The 25,639-nt window shown below is 68.8% G+C and carries 17 protein-coding genes; 11 read left to right on the forward strand and 6 right to left on the reverse strand.

Annotated elements, in window-relative coordinates; all coding sequences use genetic code 11:
* Nucleotides 1-132: 132 nt before the first annotated feature.
* From D5S08_RS03620 to D5S08_RS03640, 5 genes are all read left to right on the forward strand, one after another.
* On the forward strand, nucleotides 133-843 hold the full coding sequence (locus D5S08_RS03620; RefSeq protein WP_241557204.1) for an SDR family oxidoreductase: 711 nt from the start codon (nucleotides 133-135) through the stop codon (nucleotides 841-843).
* Complete coding sequence (locus tag D5S08_RS03625) at nucleotides 840-2,132, forward strand: L-fuconate dehydratase (RefSeq protein ID WP_121116194.1); 1,293 nt, start codon at nucleotides 840-842, stop codon at nucleotides 2,130-2,132. Before D5S08_RS03620 ends, D5S08_RS03625 begins: the two co-directional genes overlap by 4 nt.
* The gene (locus tag D5S08_RS03630) at nucleotides 2,129-2,905 is read left to right on the forward strand and encodes an L-fucose dehydrogenase (RefSeq protein WP_121115661.1); all 777 of its coding nucleotides are present in this window, start codon (nucleotides 2,129-2,131) and stop codon (nucleotides 2,903-2,905) included. Before D5S08_RS03625 ends, D5S08_RS03630 begins: the two co-directional genes overlap by 4 nt.
* A complete protein-coding gene (gene fucP, locus D5S08_RS03635; RefSeq protein WP_121115663.1) occupies nucleotides 2,905-4,197 on the forward strand; it encodes an L-fucose:H+ symporter permease in 1,293 nt (430 codons plus the stop codon). Before D5S08_RS03630 ends, fucP begins: the two co-directional genes overlap by 1 nt.
* Before the next feature lie 175 nt (nucleotides 4,198-4,372).
* Nucleotides 4,373-6,823 (forward strand): glycoside hydrolase family 95 protein, encoded by a 2,451-nt coding sequence (locus tag D5S08_RS03640; RefSeq protein WP_121115665.1) that lies wholly within the window; start codon nucleotides 4,373-4,375, stop codon nucleotides 6,821-6,823.
* A gap of 4 nt (nucleotides 6,824-6,827) precedes the next feature.
* Here D5S08_RS03640 and D5S08_RS03645 read toward each other — a convergent pair whose 3' ends face one another.
* Entirely contained in the window at nucleotides 6,828-9,482 is a 2,655-nt protein-coding gene (locus tag D5S08_RS03645; protein WP_206610277.1) for a glycoside hydrolase family 3 C-terminal domain-containing protein, read from the reverse strand.
* Nucleotides 9,483-9,740: 258 nt separating this feature from the next.
* Between D5S08_RS03645 and D5S08_RS03650 the strand changes: the two genes are divergently transcribed.
* Genes D5S08_RS03650 through pelA form a run of 3 tightly spaced genes read left to right on the forward strand, consistent with a single transcriptional unit; the run spans nucleotide 9,741 to nucleotide 15,171 of the window.
* Complete coding sequence (locus D5S08_RS03650; protein WP_121115669.1) at nucleotides 9,741-12,854, forward strand: glycoside hydrolase family 2 protein; 3,114 nt, start codon at nucleotides 9,741-9,743, stop codon at nucleotides 12,852-12,854.
* Nucleotides 12,851-13,834, forward strand: a complete 984-nt coding sequence (locus D5S08_RS03655) for a pectinesterase family protein (RefSeq protein ID WP_175578864.1) — start codon at nucleotides 12,851-12,853, stop codon at nucleotides 13,832-13,834. The genes D5S08_RS03650 and D5S08_RS03655 overlap by 4 nt, the downstream gene beginning before the upstream one ends.
* A gap of 35 nt (nucleotides 13,835-13,869) precedes the next feature.
* A complete protein-coding gene (gene pelA, locus D5S08_RS03660) occupies nucleotides 13,870-15,171 on the forward strand; it encodes a pectate lyase (protein ID WP_241557205.1) in 1,302 nt (433 codons plus the stop codon).
* A 45-nt stretch (nucleotides 15,172-15,216) separates the two neighbouring features.
* Here pelA and D5S08_RS03665 read toward each other — a convergent pair whose 3' ends face one another.
* Both D5S08_RS03665 and D5S08_RS03670 read right to left on the reverse strand, forming a co-directional pair.
* Nucleotides 15,217-16,308, reverse strand: a complete 1,092-nt coding sequence (locus tag D5S08_RS03665) for an AI-2E family transporter (protein ID WP_121115671.1) — start codon at nucleotides 16,306-16,308, stop codon at nucleotides 15,217-15,219.
* Between the two features lie 112 nt (nucleotides 16,309-16,420).
* The gene (locus tag D5S08_RS03670; RefSeq protein ID WP_121116200.1) at nucleotides 16,421-17,215 is read right to left on the reverse strand and encodes a rhamnogalacturonan acetylesterase; all 795 of its coding nucleotides are present in this window, start codon (nucleotides 17,213-17,215) and stop codon (nucleotides 16,421-16,423) included.
* Between the two features lie 83 nt (nucleotides 17,216-17,298).
* Between D5S08_RS03670 and D5S08_RS03675 the strand changes: the two genes are divergently transcribed.
* Nucleotides 17,299-18,363 carry a glycoside hydrolase family 43 protein gene (locus tag D5S08_RS03675; RefSeq protein ID WP_241557206.1) on the forward strand — a complete coding sequence of 355 codons (1,065 nt, stop codon included), beginning with the start codon at nucleotides 17,299-17,301 and terminating at the stop codon, nucleotides 18,361-18,363.
* A gap of 5 nt (nucleotides 18,364-18,368) precedes the next feature.
* On the opposite strand, the gene D5S08_RS03680 is transcribed toward D5S08_RS03675, so the two are convergent.
* A complete protein-coding gene (locus D5S08_RS03680) occupies nucleotides 18,369-19,385 on the reverse strand; it encodes a glycoside hydrolase family protein (protein WP_121115675.1) in 1,017 nt (338 codons plus the stop codon).
* Nucleotides 19,382-20,338 carry an alpha/beta hydrolase gene (locus D5S08_RS03685; protein WP_121115677.1) on the reverse strand — a complete coding sequence of 319 codons (957 nt, stop codon included), beginning with the start codon at nucleotides 20,336-20,338 and terminating at the stop codon, nucleotides 19,382-19,384. Before D5S08_RS03685 ends, D5S08_RS03680 begins: the two co-directional genes overlap by 4 nt.
* Nucleotides 20,339-20,416: 78 nt before the next feature.
* Here D5S08_RS03685 and D5S08_RS03690 point away from each other — a divergent pair, with 78 nt between their 5' ends.
* Together D5S08_RS03690 and D5S08_RS03695 are read left to right on the forward strand one after the other, a co-directional pair.
* Nucleotides 20,417-21,121, forward strand: a complete 705-nt coding sequence (locus tag D5S08_RS03690) for a DUF6250 domain-containing protein (protein ID WP_241557207.1) — start codon at nucleotides 20,417-20,419, stop codon at nucleotides 21,119-21,121.
* 130 nt (nucleotides 21,122-21,251) lie between these two features.
* The gene (locus tag D5S08_RS03695) at nucleotides 21,252-23,228 is read left to right on the forward strand and encodes a rhamnogalacturonan lyase (protein WP_479680437.1); all 1,977 of its coding nucleotides are present in this window, start codon (nucleotides 21,252-21,254) and stop codon (nucleotides 23,226-23,228) included.
* A 21-nt stretch (nucleotides 23,229-23,249) separates the two neighbouring features.
* On the opposite strand, the gene D5S08_RS03700 is transcribed toward D5S08_RS03695, so the two are convergent.
* Nucleotides 23,250-25,595 carry a glycoside hydrolase family 127 protein gene (locus D5S08_RS03700; RefSeq protein WP_121115679.1) on the reverse strand — a complete coding sequence of 782 codons (2,346 nt, stop codon included), beginning with the start codon at nucleotides 25,593-25,595 and terminating at the stop codon, nucleotides 23,250-23,252.
* Between the last annotated feature and the right edge of the window lie 44 nt (nucleotides 25,596-25,639).

Below are 25,639 nucleotides of genomic sequence, written 5' to 3' on the forward strand. Positions count from 1 at the left end.
ATTCATGCCGAAAAAGCTTGCAGCCGGCTCTTCTGGAAGTAGGTTGCGCATATGAAACCTTGATAAGTGTTTCTGATAACAGAACCGGAGAGTGAAAGAGTGACGAGCAGGCTTGCCGGAAAGACGGCACTGGTGACAGCCGCCGGACAGGGGATCGGCCTGGCCATCGCCGATGCCTTTGTGGCGGAGGGCGCCCGCGTGTGGCGGCTGGATCGCGACGCGGACACGCTGGCGGGTCAGGCGAATACGGTCACGCTGGACCTGACCGATGGCGCGGGGATTGCCGCCCTGCCCGGCACCATCGGCCCGGTGGACGTGCTGGTGAATGCCGCGGGCGTGGTCCATGCCGGCACCGCGCTGGACTGCACCGACGATGACTGGGATGCCGCGGTCGCGCTGAACGCCACCGCCATGTTCCGCCTGATCCGCGCATTCCTGCCCGGCATGGTGGATGCGGGCGGCGGCTCGATCGTCAACATCGCCTCCGTCGCGTCTTCCATCATCGGGGTACCCAACCGTTTCGCCTATGGCGCGACCAAGGGGGCGGTGGTCGGCCTGACCAAGGCGGTCGCGGCGGACTTCGTGGCGCAAGGCATCCGCTGCAACGCGATCTGCCCCGGCACGGTGGAAACCCCGTCGCTGTTGCAGCGGGTCAGCGAGCAGGCGGCGCGCAATGGCGAGCCGGTGGAACGGACGCTGGCCGCCTTTGCCGCGCGCCAGCCGGTCGGGCGGCTCGGCCGGCCGGAGGAGATCGCCGCGCTGGCGGTGCATCTGGCGGGCGACGAAAGCGCCTTTACCACCGGCACGGTCGCGGTGATCGACGGCGGGTGGTCCGTCCTGTGACGCGTATCACCGGCCTGCGCACCGCGGACGTCCGCTTCCCCACCAGCCTGTCGCTGGACGGGTCGGACGCGATGAACCCCGATCCCGACTATTCCGCCGCCTATGTGGTGCTGGAAACGGACACGCCCGGGCTGGAGGGGTATGGCCTGACCTTCACCATCGGGCGCGGCAACGACATCTGCATCGCCGCGATCGACGCGATGCGCCATCTGGTGATCGGGCTGGAGCTCGACTGGATCCGCGACGATCCCGCCCGCTTCTGGCGGCACCTGACCGGCGACAGCCAGCTGCGCTGGATCGGGCCGGACAAGGGCGCGATGCACCTGGCCACCGGCGCGGTGGTCAATGCGGTGTGGGATCTGTGGGCGCGGCATGCCGGCAAGCCGGTGTGGCGGCTGGTGGCGGAAATGTCGCCGGAAGAAATCGTGCGTTGCATCGACTTCCGCTACCTGACCGACTGCATCACGCCGGACGAGGCGCTGGCGCTGCTGCGGGAACGGGAGAGCGGCAAGGCGGAGCGGATCGCCACGCTGATGGCGGAAGGCTACCCCTGCTACACCACCTCGGCCGGCTGGCTCGGCTATTCGGACGAGAAGCTGGTGCGGTTGACGGAGGAGGCGCTGGCTGACGGCTACCGCCATATCAAGCTGAAGGTCGGGCGCGACCTGGCGGAGGATGTCCGCCGCGTGGGCCTGGTGCGCGAGGTGATCGGCCCGGACGTGACGCTGATGATCGACGCCAACCAGAACTGGGAGGTTTCGGAAGCGATCGAGTGGGTCAACCAGCTCGCATTTGCGCGGCCCTGGTTCATCGAGGAGCCGACCAGCCCCGACGATGTGCTGGGCCACCGTGCCATCCGCAATGGCGTGGCGCCCGTGCAGGTCGCGACGGGCGAGATGTGCCAGAACCGCATCATGTTCAAACAGTTCATCATGGCCGGCGCGATCGACGTGGTGCAGATCGATGCCTGCCGCGTGGGCGGGCTGAACGAGGTGCTGGCCATCCTGCTGATGGCCGCCAAATACGACCTGCCCGTCTGCCCCCACGCGGGCGGCGTGGGCCTGTGCGAATATGTGCAGCACCTGGCCATGATCGACTATGTGGCGGTCGCCGGCAGCAAGGCGGGCCGCGTGGTGGAATATGTCGACCACCTGCACGAACATTTCGTGGAGCCCTGCGAGGTGCGCCACGCGGCTTACTGGCCGCCGGAGGCACCGGGCTTCTCCATCGAGATGAAGCGGGACTCGATCGAGACCTACCGCTTCCGCGTGCCGGAGCTGGTGGCATGAAGCTGGGACTGGAAGGCAAGGTGGTGCTGGTCACCGGCGGCGGCGCGGGGATCGGCGGCGCCATTTCCACCGTGCTGGCCGAAGAAGGCGCCATCCCCGTGATCCTGGGCCGCAGCCCGCTGGACCCCGACTTCGCGCAACGCATCCGTGCCCTGCGGCCGGACATGCTGTTCGTGCAGACCGAACTGTCCGAAGATGCGCAATGCGCCGCCGCAGTGGCGCAGGTGGTGGAGCGGTTCGGTGGCATCCACGGCCTGGTCAACAATGCCGGCGTCAATGATGGCGTGGGGATGGAGGCGGGGCTGGAGGCGTTCAACGAATCTCTCCGGCGTAATCTGGGCCACTACTACGCCATGGCGCATCACTGCCTGCCACATCTGCGCGCGGCGACAGGCTCCATCGTCAACATCTCGTCCAAGACGGCGCTGACCGGACAGGGGAACACCAGTGGCTATGTCGCGGCCAAGGCCGCGCAGCTGGGGCTGACCCGCGAATGGGCCGCGGCGCTGGCGGGTGATGGCGTGCGGGTCAACGCAGTGCTGCCGGCGGAGGTGATGACGCCGCTCTACGATCGCTGGCTGCAAACCTTTGACGACCCGCAGGAACAGTTGGAGAAGATCACCGCCCGCATCCCGCTGGGAGGGCGGATGACCACCGACCGGGAGATCGCCGACATGGTCGTGTTCCTGCTGTCCGAACGGTCCGGCCATACGACCGGGCAGTGGATCGTGCCCGATGGCGGCTACACCCATCTCGACCGGGCGCTGGGCTGATGGCTTTGGCCCCGATCTCGCCCGAACGCTCCGCCCCGCTTGCGCAGACAGGGGGGCAGGGGCGCTACCTGCCGGCGCTCATCATCACGGTCAGCCTCTTCTTCCTGTGGGGCATGGCCAACAATCTGAACGACATCCTGATCGCGCAGTTCAGGAAGGCGTTCGTGCTGTCGGATTTCGGCACCAGCTTCGTGCAGCAGGTGTTCTATCTCGGCTACTTCCTGTTCGCGATCCCGGCATCGCTGCTGATGGGTGCGAAGGGGTACAAGGCCTCCATCGTGCTGGGCCTGCTGCTGTATGGCGCGGGCGCGCTCCTGTTCTACCCGGCGGCCATGTTGAGCGAGTACCTGCTGTTCCTCCTCGCACTGTTCGTGATCGCCAGCGGGCTCGCCTTCCTCGAAACCGCCGCCAATCCGCTGATGACGGAGTTGGGCGACGCGGGTGGCGCGGCCAAGCGGCTGAACTGGGCGCAGGCGGCCAATCCGCTGGGCGCACTGGCGGGCATCTGGATCGGACGCACCTTCATCCTGTCCGGCATCGAGCATGACGAGGCGGCGCTGGCCGCCATGTCCGCCGCCGACCAGCTGGCATATTACCAGATGGAGGTGCGCGCGGTGGCGCCGCCTTATGTGGTCATCGGACTGGTCGTGCTCGCCTTCGCCCTGGCGGCGGCGGTGGTCCGCTTCCCGGCGGGCGAGCGCAATGCCACGCAGGACGGCATCGGATTGCGCGGGCTCTCCGCAGCCTTCCGCCGACCGCGGCTGGTGGCGGCGGCCGCGGCGCAGCTGATGTATGTCGGCGCGCAGGTCGGGATCTGGAGCTTCACTATCCGCTATGCCCAAGCCAATGTGCCGGGCATGACGGAGCGGGCGGGCGCCGACGCGCTGTTCGTGTCGCTGCTGCTGTTCGCGGCGGGGCGCTTCGTCGGCTCCAGCCTGATGAGCCAGGCACGCTCCGCGGTGCTGCTGGCCGTGTGCGCGGGCGCGGCCTGCATCCTGACGCTGGTGGCGGTCATGGCGCCCGGCGCAGTCGGCCTCTACGCGCTGGTCGGCGCCAGCTTCTTCATGTCGATCCAGTTTCCCACCATCTTCGCGCTGGGCGTGGAGGGGCTTGGGCCGCTCAGGCGCGCGGGCGCATCGCTGATCATCATGGCAATCATCGGCGGCGCGCTGCTGACCGCACTGATGGGCTGGGTATCGGACCAGGCGGACATCGCTACCGCCATGCTGGTGCCGACGGTCGCGTTCATCTGCATCGTCATTTTCGCATTTTATGCGAGGCGGAGGGCGTGACCATGCAGGCGTGTATCTGCTGGCGATCCGCCGCGTGGGCCTGATACCCACAGTGCAGCCATGAGCGAGCTGCCCGCGCACATGGCCGAACTGATGGATCCGGCCGCCGGCGTGATCAAGGCCATAGTGACGCCGTGAACCTGCGGTTCCGGCGTGTGAGCGGAAGGACGTGACGATGACAGGATTCCACCCCCGACTGGACCGCCGCAAAGCCATGACGGTGATGGGCGCGGGCCTGGCACTCGCCCCCGCCGCCGGTGCGGCTGCAGCGGGCGGGGCCGAACGCCCGGCGGATAGCCCGCCGGCCGGCGACTCGGTCCTGTGGTATGCGCAGCCCGCCGCCAGCTGGGTGGAGGCGCTGCCGGTCGGTGCCGGGCGCATCGGCGCCATGGTCCATGGCGGCACGACGCGCGAATATCTGCAGCTGAACGAGGACACGATGTGGTCCGGCGGCCCGTATGATCCCGTCAGCCCCGAGGCGCGTGAGGCACTCCCGACCGTGCGCCAGCTGATCTTCGACGAGAAGTTTGCCGAAGCCGAGGCGCTGCTGAGCGAGAAGGTGATGGCGCGCCCGCTGAAGCAGATGAATTACAGCACGATCGGCTGGCTGGTCTTCACCCGGCTGGGCGCCACGCCGGGCCCGCCCCCGTTCAGCGCCTCGCGCGCGATCAGCAGCGAGGTGACGCCGGCCAGTGCGCCCGCGCCGCTGCCGGGCTATCGTCGCGAGCTGGACCTCGACAGCGCGATCGCCACCACCCGCTGGACCGGCGATGACGGCGTGGTCCACCGGCAGGAAGTGCTCGCCTCCGCCCCGCACCAGGTGGTCGCCACCCGCATCAGTGCCGACCGGCCAGGCAGCGTGTCACTGGCGCTGACCTTTGTCTCGCCGGTGAAGGGCGCCGCCATGTCCTCCGGGCGCAAGGGCGAGCTGGTCCTGTCTGGCAGGAATGATGGCGCGCAGGGCGTCGACGGTGCCCTCACCTTCGCCGCCCGCGCGCTGGTGCGCCACAAAGGTGGCACGCTGCGGCAAGAGGGCGACCAGCTGATCGTCACCGGCGCGGACGAGGTGACGGTGCTGGTGGCGATGGCGACCAGCTACAAGAGCTTCGAAGACGTGTCTGGCGATCCGGACGCCCTGACCGCCTCGCAGATCGACCGCGCGCGTACCCATGACTGGCGGCGCATCGCGCAGGACAGCACCGCCGATCACCGGGCGCTGTTCCGCCGCGTGTCGCTCGACCTTGGCCGCTCGCCCCATGCCGACCTGCCGACCGACCAGCGGGTGCGCCGGGGGGAAGCGGGCGATGATGCCTCGCTCGCCGCGCTGTATTTCAACTATGCCCGCTATCTGCTGATCGGCAGCTCGCGCCCGGGCAGCCAGCCGGCCAACCTGCAAGGCATCTGGAACGACAGCACCAGCCCGCCCTGGGGTGGCAAGTACACGATCAACATCAATACGGAGATGAACTACTGGCCGGCGGAACCGACCAACCTGCCCGAATGTGTGGAACCGCTGGTGGCCATGCTGCGCGACCTTGCGGTCACCGGCGCGCGCACCGCGCGCACCATGTATGGCGCGCGGGGCTGGGTATGCCATCACAACACCGATCTGTGGCGCGCCACCGCGCCGATCGACGCGCCCAGCTACGGCATGTGGCCAATGGGCGGGGCCTGGCTGACCACGCATCTGTGGGACCATTACGATTACAGCCGCGACCGCGCCTTTCTGCAATCGGTCTACCCGATCATGCAGGGCGCGGCCCTGTTCTTCGTGGACACTTTGGTGGAAGATCCGCGCACCGGTCACATGGTCACCGTTCCCACCACCTCGCCCGAGAACCGGCATGGCGGGGAAAGCGCCCTGTGCGCCGGCCCGGCGATGGATGCCGGTATCCTGCGCGACCTGTTCTGGCAGGTGGCGGAGGCGGCCGACATCCTGGGTCAGGATACGGAGCTGGCGGCGCAATTCCGCAGCCTGCGCGACCGCCTGCCGCCGTTCAGGATCGGCGCGCAGGGGCAGTTGCAGGAATGGCAGCAGGATTGGGACGATCAGGCGCAGGACCTGCACCACCGGCATGTCAGCCACCTATACGCCGTCTATCCCGCGCGCCAGATCAGCCTGGAGACAACGCCCGAACTGGCCCGGGCGGCCAAGCGGTCGCTGGACATACGCGGGGACGAGGCGACCGGCTGGGCCACCGCCTGGCGCATCGCATTGTGGGCGCGACTGCGCGACGGCAATCGCGCGCACGACATCCTGCGTTTTCTGATCGGGCCGCAGCGCACCTATCCCAACCTGTTTGACGCGCACCCGCCGTTCCAGATCGACGGCAATTTCGGTGGCGCGGCGGCCATTGCCGAGATGCTGCTGAGCAGCGCGGGCGACGATATCCTGCTGCTGCCGGCATTGCCGGACGTCTGGCCGACCGGCTCCATCAGCGGCCTGCGCGCACGCGGTGCCTGCACGGTGGACCTGAGCTGGCGCGATGGCACGCCGGACAGTGTTACCCTGCGCAGCACGGTTCCCGGCCGCCGCACCGTGCGCTTCGGGGACATCGTGCGTCAGGTCGACCTGGCCGCCGGGCAGGTGGTGCGGCTGCGCGGGCCTCAACTGCGGCCCGCCTGACCGGTCAGCGGATCACATGCTCTCCCGTCACCTGCAGCTGCGCAGCCACGCCGGCCACGGCGGGCAGGCTGTCACGGGCATCGGGCTGCCCGCCGCCGATCCACAACCCGATCGTGCCCTCGGGCACCAGCCGGCGGCCTTGCGCATCCACCATGCTCAGCGCCTCGGCATCCAGGGTGAAGGTCACCTCGCGCTCCTCTCCGCGGGCCAGTTGCACCCGCTGGAAGGCGCGCAGCGCACGCCGCGGGGCGCCTGGTGCATCATGCGTGACATAGAGCTGGACCACCTCGGCCCCGTCCCGCATCCCGTTGTTGCGCACCCGCACACTGGCCTGCACCGGCGCACCGGCCGCCACCCGCGACTGGCTCAGGCGGACGGGCTGGTAGGCGAAGCTGGTATAGCTGAGGCCGTGGCCGAAGGGGTACAGCACCTCGCCATCGAAATAGCGGTAGGTGCGGTTCGCCATCGCATAGTCCTTGAACGGCGGCAGTTCCTCGGCGGAGCGGTAGAAGGTGACCGGCAGCCGGCCGGACGGGCTGTAGTCGCCCGCGATCAGGTCCGCCACCGCGCGCCCGCCGGGACCACCGGGATACCATGCCTCGATGATCGCGGGCACATTGGCATCGGCCCAGTTCACCGCCAGCCCGCTGCCGTTCATCAGCACCAGCACCACCGGCTTGCCGGCGGCATGCAGCTGTTCCAGCAGTTCCTGCTGCGGTGCGGGCAGGTCCAGGCTGGTGCGGTCGCCGCCGGCAAAACCAGCCGCGTTGACGCGCATCTCCTCGCCTTCCAGCCTGGCGTTCAGGCCGGCCACATAGACCACCAGATCGGCATCGCGCGCGGCGGCCAACGCCGCATCGCCGCGCGTCTCGGCCGCACTCCACAGCAGGACCTGCTCGCCGCGTGTGCCGCTCTGCCGCGCCTCCACCACGATGGGCACCGGCGTGCCGGCCGTCAGCTGCGCCTCCTGCGAGACGATGTCGCCCGGCTCGCCCGCATCCCAGGCGTTCACGATCTCCTGCCCATCCACCAGGATGCGGTAGCCGTCGAAGCTGCGCAGCTGGAACTGGTAGGGGCCGCTGGTGGGCGCGGTGATCGTGCCGCTCCACCGGACGGAGCCGGCCCGGTCCGCCCGCACCGGCTGGCCCCAGCTGAACCGCACGGCCTCCTCCGTGGTCACGACCGGCGTGCCGGCAAGGTCGGGATTGTCGAACACCTCCATCCGCACCTCGCCCAGCGGCTCGCCACCCACCTCCTTCAGCGGCGTCCCGGTGAGGCCGGTCCCCTCCACATAGGTGACCTCCGCATCCGGGAAGCGCGCGCGAATGCCGGCCAGAACGGTGACCGGCTGCGACGGCGTGCCGTTGTAATTGCCGACCAGCGCTTCCACGCTGTCGGCATTGGGGCCGACCACCGCAATGCGCCGCGGCGCGGCCGTCAGCGGCAGCAGGCCGTCATTCTTCAGCAGCACCATGGACGCGCGCGCCACCTCGGCCGCCAGTGCGGCATTCTCGGGCGTGTCGAACTGGTCGGCGGTGATGCTGGCATAAGGCTGCGCGCTCACGTCACCGATCAGGCCCAGCCGGATGCGCGCGGCGACCAGCCGGGTGACCGCCTGATCCAGCGCCGCTTCGCTCAGCAGCCCCTGCTGCACCGCACGCACGATGATCGCAGGGTCGCTGCTCTTGTCACGGCCGAACTCGCGGCAGAACAGGTCGGTGCCGGCATTGATGGCGGCGGCGACGGTGTGTTCCGGATCGGGCTGCCAGCGGTGCGAGGTTTCCAGGAAGAAGTCGGCGATCGCCGCGCAATCGGACACGATGTGGCCGCGGAATCCCCAGTCGGTGCGCACGATCCCTTCCAGCATCGGCGAGGCGCAGGCCGGTATGCCGTCCACCGCATTGTAGGCGCACATCAGCCCTTCGACCCGTGCTTCCTGCACAGCGGCGCGGAAGGCCGGCAGGTAGGTATCCTCCAGGTCATGGGCGGATGGGTGAATATCGTCCCGATGCCGGTCCGCCTCCGGGCCGGAATGGACCGCGAAATGCTTCACCGTGGCCACGGTCTTCAGCACTTGCGGATCGTCGCCCTGCAACCCTTCGATGAAGGCCACACCGAACCGGCTGGTGAGGAACGGATCCTCGCCCCAGGTCTCCTGCCCACGGCCCCAGCGCGGATCGCGGAAGATGTTCACGTTGGGCGACCAGACGGTGAGGCCCTGATATTGCGCGGAGCTGCCATCGGGCTTGCGCGTAGCGAGGTACTTGGCGCGGAACTCGCTGGCGATCACGTCCGCAGTGCGCCGGATCAGCGGCACGTCCCAGGTCGCGGCCATGCCGATGGCCTGCGGGAACACGGTTGCCTCGCCCGCGCGGGCCACACCGTGCAGCCCTTCGCTCCACCAGTTGTAGCCGGGGATGCCCAGCCGCGCGACCGCCGGGGAATCATCCTTGATCTGGGATGCCTTCTCTTCCAGGCTCATCTGCGCGACGATGGCGGCCGCCTGCGCCTGAGCATTGCTGATGCCTGCATCCACCGCGGCAGCTTGCGCCGCCGTCGACTGTTCCTGCGCCTGGCTGGCAGGGGACAGCAGGGTGGCGGCGATCATCGCGCCAAGGCTGACGCACGCGCCGATACGTGCTGCTCGTGTCCGTGCCATTCCGGTGTTCCTCTTCCCGCTGCTGTCGTGTTCTGCGCAGAAGGTAACGCTAACACGACGGAGCGGCAAGTGAGGCGATCCCGGTGTCAAAGCAGACGGCACCATGTTAGCGTCATGACAAATTGGATCAACGGCGGCAGCACGTTGGCGCAAAGGCTTCCGGTCAGAGAAGCACTTCAGGGAGATGTTGATGCCTGATTTTCACAGCCGAATGACACCGGTATACCTGAATCTGCGACCGACGATCGGTGTGGCGCGATGACCGCCCTGCCGCTGTCGCGCCGCAGCTTCATCGCGGCGAGCGCCACTGCCACGCTCGCGACCGGCCTGCCCTTCATCCCCAGCGCCCACGCCGCGCCGCTGCTGGCCAGCGTGCCGGATACCGGCTGGAACCTGTGGCTCGACCGGGAGGCCGAGTGGGAGCAGGACCAGCTGTGGCTGCCCGACGATGTCGACCTCGCCACCCTGCCCCGCAACGCGCCCACCGGCGGTTGGGGCGCGCTGGGATCGGCCGCAGCCCTGACCGTGGCGCTGCCCACCACGGTGGAGGAGCACATGTGGGGCGTCGACGGCCTGCGTCCCTATACCGCGGACGAGTACCGGTATGCGGAGGATGATTCCGTCCCGCAGAACGGTGCGTATCGCGGCGTGTCATGGTGGTGGCGGGACGTTGACGTGCCCGCCGATGCCGCCGGCAAGCGCGTGCTGCTGCATATCCGCGGCGCGCGGCTGCGGGCCGAGGTGTTCCTGAACGAGCAGCTGGTCGGCTATTCGATCATGAGCGAGCTGCCGATCCATTGCGACCTGACCGCCGCCATGCGCCCGGGCGCCGCGAACCGGCTGGCGATCCGCATCACCAATCCCGGCGGCCGGTACGATTGGCGGGATTCCACCACCATGATGTGGGGCGCGGCCAAGCTGTTCGCCTCCCACGGCTTTGGCGGAATCGACCGCGGCATGACGCTGAGCGTGCACCCGCTGGACTCGCATATCGCCGATGCCTGGGTGCTGAACACGCCCGATCCGCGCGTGGTGACCGGGCATATGCAGGTCGCCTTCGCCAATCCGCCGGCGAACATCGCCGCATTGGGCGAACTGGCGAAGCTGACACTGCTGGACAGCGCCGGGGCGGAACTGCCGGCGGAGGTGCAGCTGCAGGAACTCACGCTAAACGGCAATGTGGCGACGGCGGTGTTCCGCCTCAGCAAGCCCGATGCGCAGCTGTGGTCGCTGGCCGATCCCGTGCTGCACCGCGTGTGCTTCGGCTGGGGCGGGGACGAGCGGCTGGCCGAGTTCGGCTTCCGCTGGCTGGGCGTGGATGGCGTGGGCACCGATGCCATGCTGCGGCTGAATGGCGAGCGGGTGAAGCTCTATTCCGCGATCTCGTGGGGCTATTGGGGGTTCAACGGGCTGTGGCCCACGGTCGAGCTGGCAGAGCGGGAGGTCACCGCGGCCAAGGCGCTGGGCCTCAACTGCCTGCACTTCCACCGCAACGTCGGCAAGGAGGAGGTGTTCGCCGCGCAGGACCGCATGGGCCTGCTGCGCGTGATGGAGCCGGGCGGCGGACGGCACGCGGTCGGGCGCGACCTGAAGCCGGGCGAAACGCTATCCTACGCCGACCGATTCAGCGTGGACTTCATGGTGGCCAAATGCGTCGCCATGGCGCGCACCTTCCGCTCGCGGCCCAGCCTGGTCCACTACACGCTCCAGAACGAGATCGGCGCCAACCTCGCCAACCCGGATGTGGAGAGGGTGCTGCGCGCGATCCACGCCGCCGATCCCAGCCGCTGCGTGATCCTGAACGACGGCTTCGTGGAACGCGGCGCGGCGCAGGCCATGCTGCTGCCCTACAGCGACCACCTGTACCGCTCCGATGTGGAGCAGCATGGCGGCTGGTGGGTCAATCACCAGGGCGCGGGCGACCAGTGGTACGACCGGTTCTATCAGGGGCCGGAGGAGTATATCCACCGCCAGACCGGCAAGCCGTTCATCGTCGAATTCGGCGAGATGCAGGGCTGCGCCGTGGCCGACAACCATGCGGCCATGGTGCGCGAGCTGGAGGCGCATGGGCCAAGCTACGACCTGGAGGATCACCGGGCGATCCTGCAGCGCACCGGCGCCTTCCTGGACCAGTGGGGCTTCCGCGAGGCCTTCCCGACGGACGACGCCTTCTACCTGTCGGTCGGCCGCAAGGTCTATGATGCGTGGGAGAACTACCACGAGAACATCCGGATCGGCGACAGCGTGGACATCGCCGCGATCAGTGGGTGGGAGACGACCGCGATCGAGAACCATTCTGGCATCGTGGACAATCTGCGCGGCTTCAAGGCGGATCCGGAGATCGTCCGCCGCAGCCTGCTGCCGGTGCGCCCCTGCGCCAAGCAGCGGCGGCTGGTCTATGATCCGGGCGAGGCGGCGGAGCTGGACCTGTATCTGTTCAACGACACCAACCGCCCCGTGCCCGGCGAACTGGCGCTGAGCGTGGTGGCGCCTGGCGGGCAGGAGCGGGCGGTGGGCAGCTGGCCGGTACCGGTGTATCAGCGCGACGTGTTCTCGCAACTGGTGGCCCAGAAGGTGGCGCTGCCCGCCTTCGACCGGCCGGGCACCTGGCAGGTGCGCTTTGCCCATTCGTCCGCGCCCGATGCCACGTTCACCCGCGACCTGCTGGTGGTGCCACCCGCCCTGCCGCCGTCCCGCCCCTTGCGCATCGCGCTGTCCGGCGTGGCGCAATCGGTGCAGCTGCAGCTTGCCACATTGCCGGGTGTCACGGTTGAACCGTTCCGCGCTGGCGGCACCTATGACGGCATCATCGCCTCCGGCCTGACCGCGGCGGAGATCACCCGCCGGCAGGTGGGCGAGCAGACCGGGCTGGAGGCGCGGCCACCGGGCGAGGAAGCCGTGGTGACGCGCGGCGCAATCCCGGAGGCGGTGCTGGAAGCCGTGCGAGGCGGCACGCCCCTGTTCGCGCTGGTACCCGAAGATGGTCTGGCCGAAGGCGTGGCTCGGCAATTGGCGGTGCTGGGCCTGTTCGACTATCACGGTCAGGTCGGCACCTTGCGCGCGCCGTGGATGGGCAACTGGAATTACCTGCGCAGCCATCCCCTGTTCGCCGGCATCCCCGCCGATTGTGCCACCAGCGTGCTGCATCAGGTGGAAGGCCAGCCATCCAACGGCTTGCTGGTCGCAGGGGACGGGCTGGAGATCATCGCCGGCTACAGCCGCGATCACGACCGCTTCAACGGCGCGGCCACGCTGATTGCAAACACTAAGGGCATGCGGGTGGCGGTGCACCGCCTGCCTGACATGGTGGGGCCGCTGCAGCGGCGGCTTTACGCCAATGCCGTGCGCTGGCTGGCAGGGGAGCAGACATGATGAACAGGTTGATCGCACTACTGGCCGGGGTACTGCTGCTGGGCGGTGCGCCCGCACTGGCGCAGGAGGCGCCAGAAGTGCAGGTGTCCGCCGATGCGCCGGGCGCGCAGCGCAGCGTACAGGCGGCGATCGACGCCTTGCCGGACAGCGGCGGGATCATCCGCATCGCGCCGGGCGTCTGGCGCGAGAAGCTGACGGTCGCCAAGTCCGGCGTCACGCTGATCGGCACGGGCCTGCGGCCCGAGGACACCGTGCTGGTGTTCAACGATTCCGCAATGACCGCCGGCGGCACCGGCAAGTCGGGAACGCTGACCGCCAGCGGCGATGACCTGCGCATCGGCAACCTGACGATCCAGAACGACTGGTGGCTGGACCCGGCCAATCCGCCATCGCAGGCGGTCGCGCTGCTGCTGACTGGCGACCGCGCAGTGCTGTATCGCGTGCGGCTGCTGGGGCATCAGGACACGCTCTACGCCAACAAGGGGCGGCAATATTTCTTCGACTCCTATGTCGAGGGACACGTCGACTTCATCTTCGGCAACGCCAACGCCTATTGGGAGAATTGCCGCATCCATGGCCTGGCCGGGGCCGAGGTGATGATCACCGCGCAAAGCCGCAACGCGGCGGACGAGGACAGCGCCTATGTGTTCGACCGGGCGACCGTCACCGCCGAACCAGCGGCCGGGCCGATCTGGCTGGGCCGCCCGTGGCGCGATCATTCGCGGGTGATCTTCCTCGACAGCCACATGGATGCGGACGTCCACCCTGCCGGCTGGCGCGAATGGACGCCGGGCACCACGAACAAGCTGCCGACCACCTTCTACGCCGAACATGCCTCCACCGGCCGCGGTGCCTCCCCGGAAACACGCGAGCCATTGTCGCATCAGTTGAGCGCCGAGGAGGCCGAGCGCTGGCGGCTGGAGGCTTTCTTCAAAGGCGACACCGACTGGATCCGCGCCGGCCTCGCCGCGCTGCGCTGAACCGAACACCCCAGGAAAACGGGACACGAACTGCCATGACCCATACTCGCACCCTCGCCCTGCTGCTGGCCCTCGCCACCCCCATGACCGCCGGTGCGGAGGTGATCGGCACCACCGTGCCGCTGCAAGGCCTGACGGCGGCGGATATCGCGACTGCCCTACCTGCCGGGCCGGAGCGGGAGGTGTGGCTGGCCTGGCTGGCCCGGTCCGAAGCGGCGATGGCGCGAGACAAGGCGGTGCTGACGCAGGAGCGGGACGCTCTCGCCGCCGCCGGGCAGTCCGTGCCCGCGCCCCCGCCGGAAGGCAACAGCAGCGCCACCATGCCGCTGGATCGCGACGCGGAATGGTATGGCGGCGCAGAGGCGCGCTCGGTCGCCGACAACATCGTCAGCTTCCAGACCCCGGCCGGCGGCTGGGGCAAGAACCAGGACCGCACCGGCGCGCCGCGTGCGCCCGGGCAGGGCTACACCCCCAGCATCGGCAAGGACAGCCGCTACGCCGCGCAGGATGGCGCCGGCGGCTGGAACTTCGTGGGCACGCTGGACAATGACGCGACCATTCGCGAACTCGCCTTCCTAGCGCGGGTGCAGGAACAGCTGCCCGGCGCCACGGGAGACGCCTATCGCCAGTCATTCGAACGCGGCGTGCGCTACATGCTGGCGGCGGAAATGCCGGGTGGCGGCTGGCCGCAGGTCTGGCCGCTGCAGGGCCTGTATCACGATGCGCTGACGCTGAACGACAACATGCTGGTCGGCACGGCGGAGCTGTTGCAGCAGGTGGGCAGCGGCAGCGCACCCTATGCCTTCGTTTCCGCCGATCTGCGCGCAGAGGCCGCCGCGGCCGCCGTGCGCGCGGTCGATGTGCTGCTGGAGCTGCAGGTCGAGGTCGACGGGCAGCCGACCATCTGGGCGCAGCAATACGACCCGCTGACCCGCCGCCCGGTCCCGGCGCGCAATTACGAGATGATCGCCCTGTCGACCGGGGAAAGCGCCCCGGTGCTGGCCTTCCTGATGCGGCAGGACCGGTCCGACCCGCGCATCGCGCGTGCGGTGGACGCGGGCGCGCGCTGGTATGCCGATCATGCGATCAGCGACAGGGCATGGCGCCGGGTCAGCGAGAGCGGCGGACGGCAGCTGGTGCCGGAAGCGGCCGCAGCCCCGCTATGGGCGCGATTCTATTCCATCGAGACCGGGCAGCCGATCTTCGGCGACCGCGACCTGACCATTCATGACGATGTGAACGCGATCAGCCTGGAGCGGCGCAACGGCTATGGCTGGTTCAACAGCAGCGGCGCCAAGGTGGCACGCGATCACGCGGCATGGGCCGCCGGACAGTGAAGCCGAATTGAGGATGAGCCGGGTGGTCAGACCGCCCGCCACTGGTCACTCCTCCAAGGATGGCGCCTCGGGTGTGCGACCGGGCTGCTCCAGCCGCTGCTCCGACAGGATCTGCCAACTGGTCAGGAACAAGGCTGCGGCCAGGGGGCCGAGCACGATGCCGCTCAGCCCCACGATGTCGATGCCGCCCAGCGTCGTCACCAGCACCAGCCAGTCCGGCAGGCCGGTGTCGCGGCCCACCAGCAATGGCCGCAGGATGTTGTCCGCCAGCCCGATCACGAACACGCCCGACGCAATCACCACGATGCTCTGCCAGATGTCGCCTGTGGCCAGCAGATAGACCGCGACCGGCCCCCAGATGATCGCCGGGCCGATGGCCGGCAGAAGGGCCGCGATCGCCATCAGCACGCCCCACAGCAGCGCGGCCGGCAGGCCCACGATCCAGAAGGTGATCGCCCCCAGCGCGCCCTGCACCAGCGCGACCACGCCCGACCCCTTGATGGTGGCGCGCACCACCGCCACGAACCGCTCCGACAGGCGCTCCGCCGCTGCAGGCTCCAGCGGCAGGGCGCGCACGATCGCCGGGCCGATCTGCTCGCCGTCGCGCAGCAGGAAGAAGGTGACGTACAGCCCCACGCCGAAGGCCAGCAGGAAGGCGGCCGCATTGGCGCCGATCGACAGCGCCCGGCTGGCCAGCGTGCTGGCGCTGCTGCTGACCGCCTGCGTGATGCGCGCCTGGGTCTGTTCGAAACTGTCAAAGCCGGAACGGTCCAGCAGGCCCTGCATCTGGGCCGGCAGCCCGTCATGCATGCGCTGGAAATAGGTCGCGAAATTGACCTGCCCGCTACGGATCTGGGTGTAGACGCCCGCGGCCTGCTCGACCACCAGGCTGGAGATGATCAGCGCCGGGATCACCACCGCCACCGTGATGATCAGCAGCGTGACCGCACTCGCCATGTTGCGGCGGCCGGGCATGTTGGCCTGCAGGCGCTGGAACAGCGGCTGGAACAGCAATGCCGCCAGGGCCGCCCACAGCAACGCGCCGATGAAGCCGGAGATGACCATCAGCAGCGCGATCGTGACCAGGAACACGGTCAGGATCAGGCCGCCACTCTCCAGGCGCCCACGCTTAATCATGACCGGTCCGCCTTGCTGAAGGAATGATGCGGTGGCGCAGCGCCGACCGGGGCTGAACCACGGACGCTAAAGCCATCCGTCACAGCTTGGTTCCCCTGGGCGGGGCCGCGTATCAGCGGCAGGCGCTGCTGCCCAGCGGCGTCTCCCGCATCAGGTCCGCCCGAACGGCAGAGACGTAGGGGGCCAGCGGCGTCGCCTGCAACCCGTCCGCCACCAGATTGGCGATGCGGCGGGCGCCCAGCTCGCTGAAATGGGTGTCGTCGCTCACACCCTCGGGCCAGGGTGCGGCTTCGCCCGGCGCGTAATGCAGGTACAGCGCCGCCGCTGCGTCATAGCCGACCTGATCCAGCATGGTGCGCGATGCCCGTTCCAGATCGACCAGCGGCACGCCGCGCGCTTCCGCCAGCTGGCGCACAACCGCGGAATAGGTGGGGAAGTCGGCCTTGGCCTGCCCGTTCTCGAACGATCGGCGCGCCACCGGCGTCAGCAGCACCGGCGTCGCCCCGGCCGCGCGCACATCGGCGATGAAGCTGACCAGGAACTGGCGATAGGTCGTTTCCGCATCGGCGAAGCGTTCGGGCTTGTTGTCGCTGGCATCATTGTGGCCGAACTGGATCAGCACGCCGTCGCCGGGCCGCAGATCGGCCAGCAATCGGTTCCACCGTCCTTCGCTGACGAAGGTGCGCGTGCTGCGGCCGCCGATCGCGCGGTTGTCCACCTGTGCGCCGGTCAGCACGCAACCCAGGAAGCTGCCCCAGCCAGCCTGCGGGTAGCGTTCCTGGTTGTAGTCCTGCGCCGTGGAATCGCTGGCGATGAACAGCACCGGCTCACGCGTTTCCTGCGCCTGCGCGGTGCCCAGTCCCGTCGCCAGTGCCAGCAGCACGGCCATGCGCTTGCCCATTGTCATCACATGCTCTCCCGCTTCGTTCACAGGATAGACACGGCCACCAGCATGTGGGAACCCCGTCAGGCAAAAAGGGGGATGCCGAAATGCGCCACAGGTTGAGCCATATCGTGCCGGCACTGGCACTCGCTTTGCTGACACCCGGCTGCATGCAGGCGCCACCCTCCTCCACATCGACGGCCGCAACCGACGCCTACCCCTTGCTGCTGCCGCAGATGCAGTTGCACGACCCGTTCATCGTGGCCGACCGGGCGACCGGCACCTATCACCTGTTCACCCGCAACGAGGTGGCGATGTCCGGCGACCGGCGGCTGGGCACCATGGCCTATACCAGCCGCGACCTGAAGCACTGGAGCCATCCGCGGGTGGTGTTCACCCTGCCGGAGGGCAACTGGGCGGATGGCGGGGCCTGGGCCCCCGAGGTGCACCAATGGCGGGGCCGCTGGTACCTGTTCACCACCTTCCACAACGAAGCCGCCACCCTGCCACCGGAGCCGGGCAGCAGGCGCAAGCCCCATCGCCGCGGCACGCTGATCGCGGTGGCGGACAGCCTGGCCGGCCCTTTCACGCTGGCCAATGATGGGGAGCCGGTCGTGCCGGCCAGCCGGATGACGCTGGATGGTACGCTGCATGTGGATGCGGAGGGGCGCCCCTGGTTGGTCTATGCCCATGAATGGGTGCAGGCGACGGTCGGCACGATAGAGGCGGTGCCGCTGGACGATGATCTGCGTGCCATCGGCGAACCGCGGCTGCTGTTCCGCGCCGAAGCGGCGGACTGGGCGCGCGGTCAGCCGCAGGCGGAGGGCGATACGGTGTGGGTCACCGACGGGCCGCAATTCTTTCGCACGCAAGCCGGCACGCTGGTGATGCTGTGGTCCAGCTATGGCGATGACGGCTATGTCCAGGCGCTCGCCCGCTCCACCAGCGGCACGGTGGCCGGGCCGTGGGAACAGCTGGATCCGCTGGTGGAACGGGACAGCGGCCATGGCATGCTGTTCCGCGCCTTTGACGGGCGGTTGATGCTGGTGGTCCACCGCCCCTTCACCCGCGCGCTGGGCAAGCTGTACGAGATGCGCGATGCGGGCGACCGGATCGAGGTGGTGCGGGAAGCGACCGAGCTGGATCTGGAAGCCTACCCCACGCACCGCTGATCCGGTCAGCGTGCCGTGAACGCCGCCTCCACATCCGCGCGCAGCGGCGGTTCGCGGGTGACGGTCAGCCGGCCATCCTGCTCCACCAGCTCCACCAGCTGGATCACGCTGCGCCGGCCCCATTGCGGATTGCCGGCCATCTCCGCCTCGCCATCCTGCTGCACGAAGTGGAACAGCCAGGCGCGCCCGCCCGCCACCACCACATCCGGGTGATGGCCCAGCGATCGATCGGTGGCAGCGGTGCCGGGCGTGCCCAGCAGATAACCGTCCTGCCGCTGCCAGGTCCGGCCCTCGTCATCGGAGCGCATGACCAGCAGCCCGCGCCAGGCATCGCTGATCATCCACCAGTGCCCGCGCCACTGCCAGACCACCGGCCCTTCGCCGGGCGTGTCGACCAGCGTCTCGCCCAGCGTCCAGTTGACCAGATCGGTGCTGTCCGCCTGACGGATGGCCTTGTTCTGCCGCTCGTCATTGAAGAACATGCGGTATCTGCCGTCGGGCAGCTGCACCACATCGGCATCGATCACCCGGTCGGAGCCGAGCTGCAGCGTCTCGCCGCAGGTCCAGCTGGCGAGGTCGGTGCTGGTCAGGTGGACGATGCTGCGCGGGGCGTTCCAGTCGCGAAACACGCCCGGCACCACGGTCAGCCACATGTGCCACTTGTCGCCGAAGCGCATCACTTCGGGCGCCCACAACGTGGCCCCGGTGCATTCCGCCGGAATCGTCGCCGTGCCGGTGTAGCGCCAGTCCGCTCCATTGGCGGAACGGGCGACGCCGATGGCGGTGCCGTGCACCCAGCTGACATCCTTGGGATCGGCGCTGGTGAGGTCGCCCCGGCGGTTGGTGTAGAACATCACCCACTCGCCCGTGGCCGGGTCGCGCGTGATGGAGGGATCGGCGGCGCCATCATGCACCGGATCGCGGAACAGCGGCACGGCGACGCGGGTGTCTGCGTCGGGCATCGTGGCACAGGCCGACACCAGCAGCGCGGCGGCCAGCGGCAGCAGGCGGCGCGGGCTCATGCCTGCCGCTCCAGCCAGTCGGCGAACAGCAGCGGCCAGAAGTGCCCCGGCCCGCCTGCATCCTCCACCGATCCGAAGCCGTGGCCGCCCACATCAAAGATATGGCACGGCGGGTTCATTCCCTTGGCCTTCAGCGCGGCATGCAGCATCAGCGTGTTCTCCACCGGCACGACGGTGTCATCGACCGCAGCGGACAGGAACATCGGCGGCAGGTCGTCCGGCAGGTCCAGCTCGATCGAATGACGCCGGATCAGCTCCGCCGAGGGATCGGCGCCGATCAGGTTCTTGCGGCTGGGGCCGTGGGCGTGCGGATCGGTCATGGTCACCACCGGGAACAGCAGCGCGGCAAAGTCCGGCCGCGCCGTGCGTTGGTCCAGCGCATCCACCGGGGCATAGGTGCGGTCGCCATGCCGGGTGGCGAGCGCGCCCGCCAGGTGGCCGCCGGCGGAAAAGCCGATGGTGCCGGTGCGCTGCGCGCCGATTTCCGCCGCCAGCATCCGCAGCGCGCGCTGCGCATCCTGCAACGGGGTGTCTGGCCCGGCGGCCCAGCCATCATAGGGCAGGCGGTACAGCAGCACGCCGACATGGAAGCCCATGCCCGCCAGGTGGTGCGCGATCGCGCCGCCATCAGGGCTGGCGGCGATCCGTTCATACCCGCCACCCGGCATCATCAGCAGCGCGGTGCCGTTCGGCCGCGCCGGCTGCACCAGCGTCAGCGTCGGGCGCGTGATGCCGTACCAGGCTACGTCGTCGGGCGGAGAATCCGGGCGACGCAGCACGCTGCGCTGCGTGACCGTCACTCCTTCCGCGCCCGGCGCCGCCCCCGGCCACAGCGGCAGGGTGCGATATGGCAGGCGCGCGGGTGCGGCAGCCCGCACGGGAAGTGCCGCGGCGGCGGACAGCAGCGCGGCGCCCGCCAGCAGGCGGCGGCGATCGACCTCGACAGGCGGCATCCAATCCTCCACATTCTGAATGTTTGTTCCACAATGCACGACAGGCCGCGATTGTCACGGCCTTAAAGGATGACGGTCATGGGCGAGATCAGGCGGCGGCAGGTGCTGGCCGGCATGGGCGCGACGCTGCTGGCGGGCGGCTGCGCCCACGGTCGGCGCGATGGTGCCTTGCTGCACAGCGACAGCTTCCGGAATGGTCTGGGGCAATGGCTGGTGGAGGCCGAGCAGCCCGCACAGGTCAGCGCCGCCCATGGCGTGCTCGACATCGCCGCCCCTGCCGGCATCACCGTGTGGTTCCGCCCTGAACTGAGCGGACCGGTGGCGATCGACTATACTGTGACGGCGATCGACCAGGGCGGCCCTTATGACGAGGTCAGCGACATCAACGCTTTCTGGATGGCGACGGACACGCGTGCAGCCACCGGCAATGTGCTGGATGTGGAGCGCAGCGGCGGCTTTGCCGGGTATGACCGGCTGCGGATGTACTATGTCGGCATTGGCGGCAACCGGAACACCAGCACCCGCCTGCGCCGTTATGTCGGGCGCGATGGCGACCGGCCGCTGCTGCCCGAACATGACCGGTCCGATCGCGCCGCCATGATCGTGCCCAACCGACCCATGCGCATCCGCCTGATCGCCGATGGCTCCCGCATCGCGGTGCTGCGCGACGGCGCGCCGCTGTTCACCATGCACGATCCCGACCCCTACATTCGCGGCCATTTCGGCCTGCGCACGACCTGGAGCCATCTGGCGGTCAGCGACTTTGCCGTCTGGCGGCTATAAGCATACAAATTGCGACAATTGGGACGCCGCTTCACATGGTGGGAAGGGGTTGCGTGATGCACCGGCTTGTACGACAACCGCCCTCACACAAGGAGCGGGCGGCAAGCCCGGGCGACAGGGAGACATGATCTTGCGGCACTCATTCACACTGCTGGCCTGCACGGCCACGATCGCGCTGGCGGGTTGCGCCACCACGGGCGGGCTGGCCACGGGCGCGGCGCCCGAGCCGGTGGCTGACGCGACAGGCCCCACCCTGCCGCTGAACGGCCGGCAGATGGAGCGACTGGACCGCGGCGTCGTCGCCGTTCCGGCGCAGGGCGGCGGCACGCTGGTCAGCTGGCGCCTGCTGGCGGGCGACCCGGCGGGCACCGGCTTTGCCGTCTATCGCGATGGCCAGCGCATCACGCCGCAGCCGCTGACCGGCGCGACGGTGTTCGTGGACGCATCCGGCGGCGCTGGCGTCCGCTACAGCGTGGCGGCGATCAATGGGGGCCGCGAAGGGCAGCAGAGTGCGCCCGCGCCGGTGCTGGCCGATGGCTACCTCAACGTGCCGTTGCAGCTGCCCGACGGCGGCACCACGCCCACCGGCGATGCCTATACCTACACCGCCAACGACGCCTCCGTCGGCGATCTGGACGGGGATGGCCGGTACGAACTGATCGTCAAATGGTATCCCAGCAATGCGAAGGACAATTCGCAGAGCGGCTACACCGGTCCGACCTTGCTGGACGCCTACACGCTGGATGGCACGCGCCTTTGGCGGATCGACCTTGGCCGCAACGTGCGGTCCGGCGCGCATTACACACAGTTCCTGGTGGCCGATTTCGACGGCGACGGCCGGTCGGAACTGGCGGTGAAGACAGCAGACGGCACGGTTGACGGCACCGGCGCGGTGATCGGCGACCCAGCGGCCGACTGGCGCGCGGGCGATGCCACGCTGCCCAGCACCGACCGCACGGGATCGGAAACCATGGCGGACGGAACCCGCGTGGCGCGGATCACCGGCCGCATCCTGTCCGGCCCCGAATATCTCACCGTGTTCGAAGGGCCGACCGGCCGTGCACTCGCGACCGTGCCGTTCGAACCGAAGCGGCACCCGGAAACCGACAATCCCACGCCCGAACAGATGCAGGCGACCTGGGGCGACATGTACGGCAACCGGTCGGACCGGATGCTGGCGGGCGTTGCCTGGCTGGACGGGCAGCGCCCCTCCATCATCATGGCGCGCGGCTATTACACGCGCACCAATGTGGCGGCCTACGACTTCCGCGATGGCCAGCTGACGAAGCGGTGGCTGTTCGATTCCACCGTGCCCGGCAACGAACGGTTCGCCGGCCAGGGCAATCACCAGCTCGCGGTGGCCGATGTCGATGCCGACGGGCGGGACGAGATCGTCTATGGCTCCATGGCGCTGGACGATGATGGCACCGGTTTGTGGAGCAACGGCATGGGCCATGGCGATGCCATGCATGTGTCCGACCTCGATCCCACGCGCCCGGGCCTGGAAAAGTTCGGCGTGCTGGAGAACATGCGCGCCAGCGGCAATCGCGGCTCTGCCATGCTGGATGCGCGCACGGGCGAGGTGCTGTGGTCCACGCCTGCGGAGGAGGATACCGGCCGCGGCCTCGCCGCCGATATCGATCCGCGCCATCCCGGTGCGGAGGCCTGGTCCAGCAACAGCCCCAACCTGTTCAGCGCCAAGGGCGAGGTGATCGGCCCCAACAAGCCGCGCGCCGCCAATTTCGCGATCTGGTGGGACGGCGATGCGCAGCGTGAACTGCTGGACGGCACGGTGATCACCAAGTGGGACTGGCAGGCCGGGCAGGAAAGCACGCTGCTGCAGCCAGCCGGCGTCGCATCCGGCAATGGCACCAAGCAGAACCCGGCACTATCGGCGGATATTCTGGGGGATTGGCGGGAGGAGCTGATCGTGCGGACGGAGGACAGCCGGGCGCTGCGCATCTATGCCACGCCCTATCCCACCGACCTGCGGCTGGTGACGCTGATGCACGACCCGGTCTATCGCGCCAGCGTGGCGTGGCAGAACACCGCCTACAACCAGCCGCCGCATCCCGGCTTCGACCTGGCGGGCAAGGCGGCAAAGTAAGGTCCGCCATGCACGATGGCGTCAGCTCTCCGTCTGAGCTGGCGCCATCATCCGCATCTCGTAGACCACCGCATCCTCCTTCGCGGCGGCGACGGTCACCTGCGCCTTGTCACGCCCCTGCTCCCCGGCGGAAGGGACCGGGTAATCGACGGCGGCCAGGTTGCCCACAGTCACGCCCGTGGGTTCGCCGCGCTCCAGCTCCTGCCCGTTGACGGTGACGATCATGTGCCGGTCCACATCGGCACGCGTCACCATCAGCCGCAGGACCGCGGGGCCGGGACGGCGGGCCAGCATCACCTCGAACGACTGGCCGGGCCGCAGGCGGCGGGCCGAGCGCCCGCTCCAGTTCACGACCTCGCTCCCGGCCGATGCGAACTGGTGGTCACGTTCTGGCTGCATCTCGCCCAGATACAGCACGTCCACCGTGCTGCGGGCCAGCGCCTGCGCTTCTTCCGCCGCGCGGACGTAATCCCCGCGCGCAGCCTCCCACCCGCCGGGGGTGAAGGTACGGAAATAGACGGCAGTGCGCTGGTCATACTGGTTGAAGAAGGGCGCGAAACGCAACCGCTCGCCCAGGGCGCCTGCCGCCTGGAAGCCACCGGCGCCATCCGCCGTCAGCGCCGCTGTCGTGGCCCCGGTGGCGACAAGAGCTGGGCCGACCCCCTCGAACTGCTCGTCCGCCGAACCCAGATCGGCGGCCAGCACCAGCGGGCCATGCGTGAAGGCGACGGTTGCCGGATCGTCGGGCGTCGGCTCCGCCTGCAGGCTCATCGGCAGGGTCACGCCGATCACGTCGCCCGCCTGCCAGCGCCGCTCCACCACGGCGTAGCCATCACGCGCGGAGAAGGAGGCCGGCTGCCCGTTCACGGTCAGGGTCGCGCCCGGGGCCCAGCCGGGCAGGCGCACGGCGATGGCGTGGGCACTGCGCGGTGCACGGCGCACGGTCAGCGTGGCGCTGCCTTCCAGCGGCATGGCCGTGTCCATCGTCACTGCCAGGTTCCGCTCTGCCCAGTCCAGGTCCGACGGGATGAACAGGTTGACGTAAAGCGTGGCGTCATCCGCCCACCAGATGGAATCGCCATGCTTGGCGTGGCTTTCCATCCCGGAGCCCACGCAGCACCAGAAGCTGTCCTCCGGACTGGAATAGACCCGCCGCGCCCCGGCGGCGAGCGGCATGAAATAGACAAAGCGGCCGGTATCGGGCCGCTGGTGCGCCATGATGTGATTGAGCTGCACGCGCTCGTAATAGTCGAACCAGCGCGCCTCCGGCTGCCAGCTGTACAGGTGCCGCGTCAGCTTCATCATGTTGTAGCTGTTGCACGCCTCGCACGTCGCCTCGGTGATGCGGGGGGACAGCTGGTCCGGCTCCCCGAAATGCTCGCGTTCGGAATTGCCCCCGATCACATAGGTGTGATGTCCGGTCACCGTATCATGGAAGAAGCGCGCCGCTGTGGCATGGGCCGGATCGCCGGTCAGCTCGTGCAGGCGGGCGAGGCCGATGACCTTGGGGATCTGCGTGTTGGCGTGCAGCCCCGCCAGCCTGTCCTGCTGCGCGGTCAGCGGGTCCAGCACCGCCTTGTGGCGAATCTTCTCCGCCAGGCGCAGCCAGCGCCGGTCGCCGGTCAGCGCGTAGGTTTCGGCATAGGTTTCGTTCAGGCCGCCATGTTCGGCATGCAGCACACGCTGCATCTGCTCGTCGGTCAGCGGCTCCAGCACGTCCGCCAGATAGCCGGCCATGGCCAGCATGATCGGCATGGCGCGGGCATTGCCGGCCAGCATGTGCGCATCCAGCAGGCCGGCATGCACCTTGTGCCAGGTATAGAGCGGCACCCAGCCGCCATTGAGATCGAACCCGCCGCTGCGGATGTCGCCCCGGCGCACCTCCTCGAACACCACCTTGCCGTCCACCGTCTCGCCATCGCGTTCCACGGTGGTGCCGCCGACATAGCCGTCGCCATGCGCGGCCTGGATGCGGGCCATCTCTGCCAGCGCATGGTCCAGCCGGCTTGCGACCTCCGCATCATCGCTGCCCGCGACGATCAGCGCGCAGCCGGTCAGCCAGTGGCCCAGCGAATGGCCGGCAATGCCCATCGCCTCCCACCCGCCATAGACGGGCTTGGGCGCGGGCAGACCGGCCGACAGGTAGAAATTGTGCAACAGCCGTTCGGGATCGAGCGCCATCAGGTAATCGCGATTGGCGCCGAACGAATCGGCGAACAGCGACGGGCGCAGCCGGACATGGCGCAGGGGCACCGGCTCCACCCGGCGGCGCGGCGTGCCGCCGATCTGCGCCAGCGCGCCGCCGGCGGTCAGCGAAACCGCGATGATGCTGGCGCTGCCGAGCAGCGCGCGACGGGTGATGAACATGGCAAACCTCTCCAGATGCCGATCTTTTGTCGGACATTAGCAGC

The sequence above is a fragment of the Croceibacterium ferulae genome (genome assembly GCF_003660445.1).
Taxonomy (GTDB): Bacteria; Pseudomonadota; Alphaproteobacteria; order Sphingomonadales; family Sphingomonadaceae; genus Croceibacterium; species Croceibacterium ferulae.

What these genes read in the sequence shown, in the direction of transcription:
- D5S08_RS03680 (WP_121115675.1), bottom strand. Translation starts at nt 19,385, where the DNA reads ATGAGCCCGCGCCGCCTGCTGCCGCTGGCCGCCGCGCTGCTGGTGTCG.
- D5S08_RS03630 (WP_121115661.1), top strand. Translation starts at nt 2,129, where the DNA reads ATGAAGCTGGGACTGGAAGGCAAGGTGGTGCTGGTCACCGGCGGCGGC.
- pelA (WP_241557205.1), top strand. Translation starts at nt 13,870, where the DNA reads ATGACCCATACTCGCACCCTCGCCCTGCTGCTGGCCCTCGCCACCCCC.
- D5S08_RS03650 (WP_121115669.1), top strand. Translation starts at nt 9,741, where the DNA reads ATGACCGCCCTGCCGCTGTCGCGCCGCAGCTTCATCGCGGCGAGCGCC.
- D5S08_RS03655 (WP_175578864.1), top strand. Translation starts at nt 12,851, where the DNA reads ATGATGAACAGGTTGATCGCACTACTGGCCGGGGTACTGCTGCTGGGC.
- D5S08_RS03670 (WP_121116200.1), bottom strand. Translation starts at nt 17,215, where the DNA reads ATGACAATGGGCAAGCGCATGGCCGTGCTGCTGGCACTGGCGACGGGA.
- fucP (WP_121115663.1), top strand. Translation starts at nt 2,905, where the DNA reads ATGGCTTTGGCCCCGATCTCGCCCGAACGCTCCGCCCCGCTTGCGCAG.
- D5S08_RS03675 (WP_241557206.1), top strand. Translation starts at nt 17,299, where the DNA reads ATGCGCCACAGGTTGAGCCATATCGTGCCGGCACTGGCACTCGCTTTG.
- D5S08_RS03690 (WP_241557207.1), top strand. Translation starts at nt 20,417, where the DNA reads ATGGGCGAGATCAGGCGGCGGCAGGTGCTGGCCGGCATGGGCGCGACG.
- D5S08_RS03700 (WP_121115679.1), bottom strand. Translation starts at nt 25,595, where the DNA reads ATGTTCATCACCCGTCGCGCGCTGCTCGGCAGCGCCAGCATCATCGCG.
- D5S08_RS03640 (WP_121115665.1), top strand. Translation starts at nt 4,373, where the DNA reads ATGACAGGATTCCACCCCCGACTGGACCGCCGCAAAGCCATGACGGTG.
- D5S08_RS03645 (WP_206610277.1), bottom strand. Translation starts at nt 9,482, where the DNA reads ATGGCACGGACACGAGCAGCACGTATCGGCGCGTGCGTCAGCCTTGGC.
- D5S08_RS03685 (WP_121115677.1), bottom strand. Translation starts at nt 20,338, where the DNA reads ATGCCGCCTGTCGAGGTCGATCGCCGCCGCCTGCTGGCGGGCGCCGCG.
- D5S08_RS03665 (WP_121115671.1), bottom strand. Translation starts at nt 16,308, where the DNA reads ATGATTAAGCGTGGGCGCCTGGAGAGTGGCGGCCTGATCCTGACCGTG.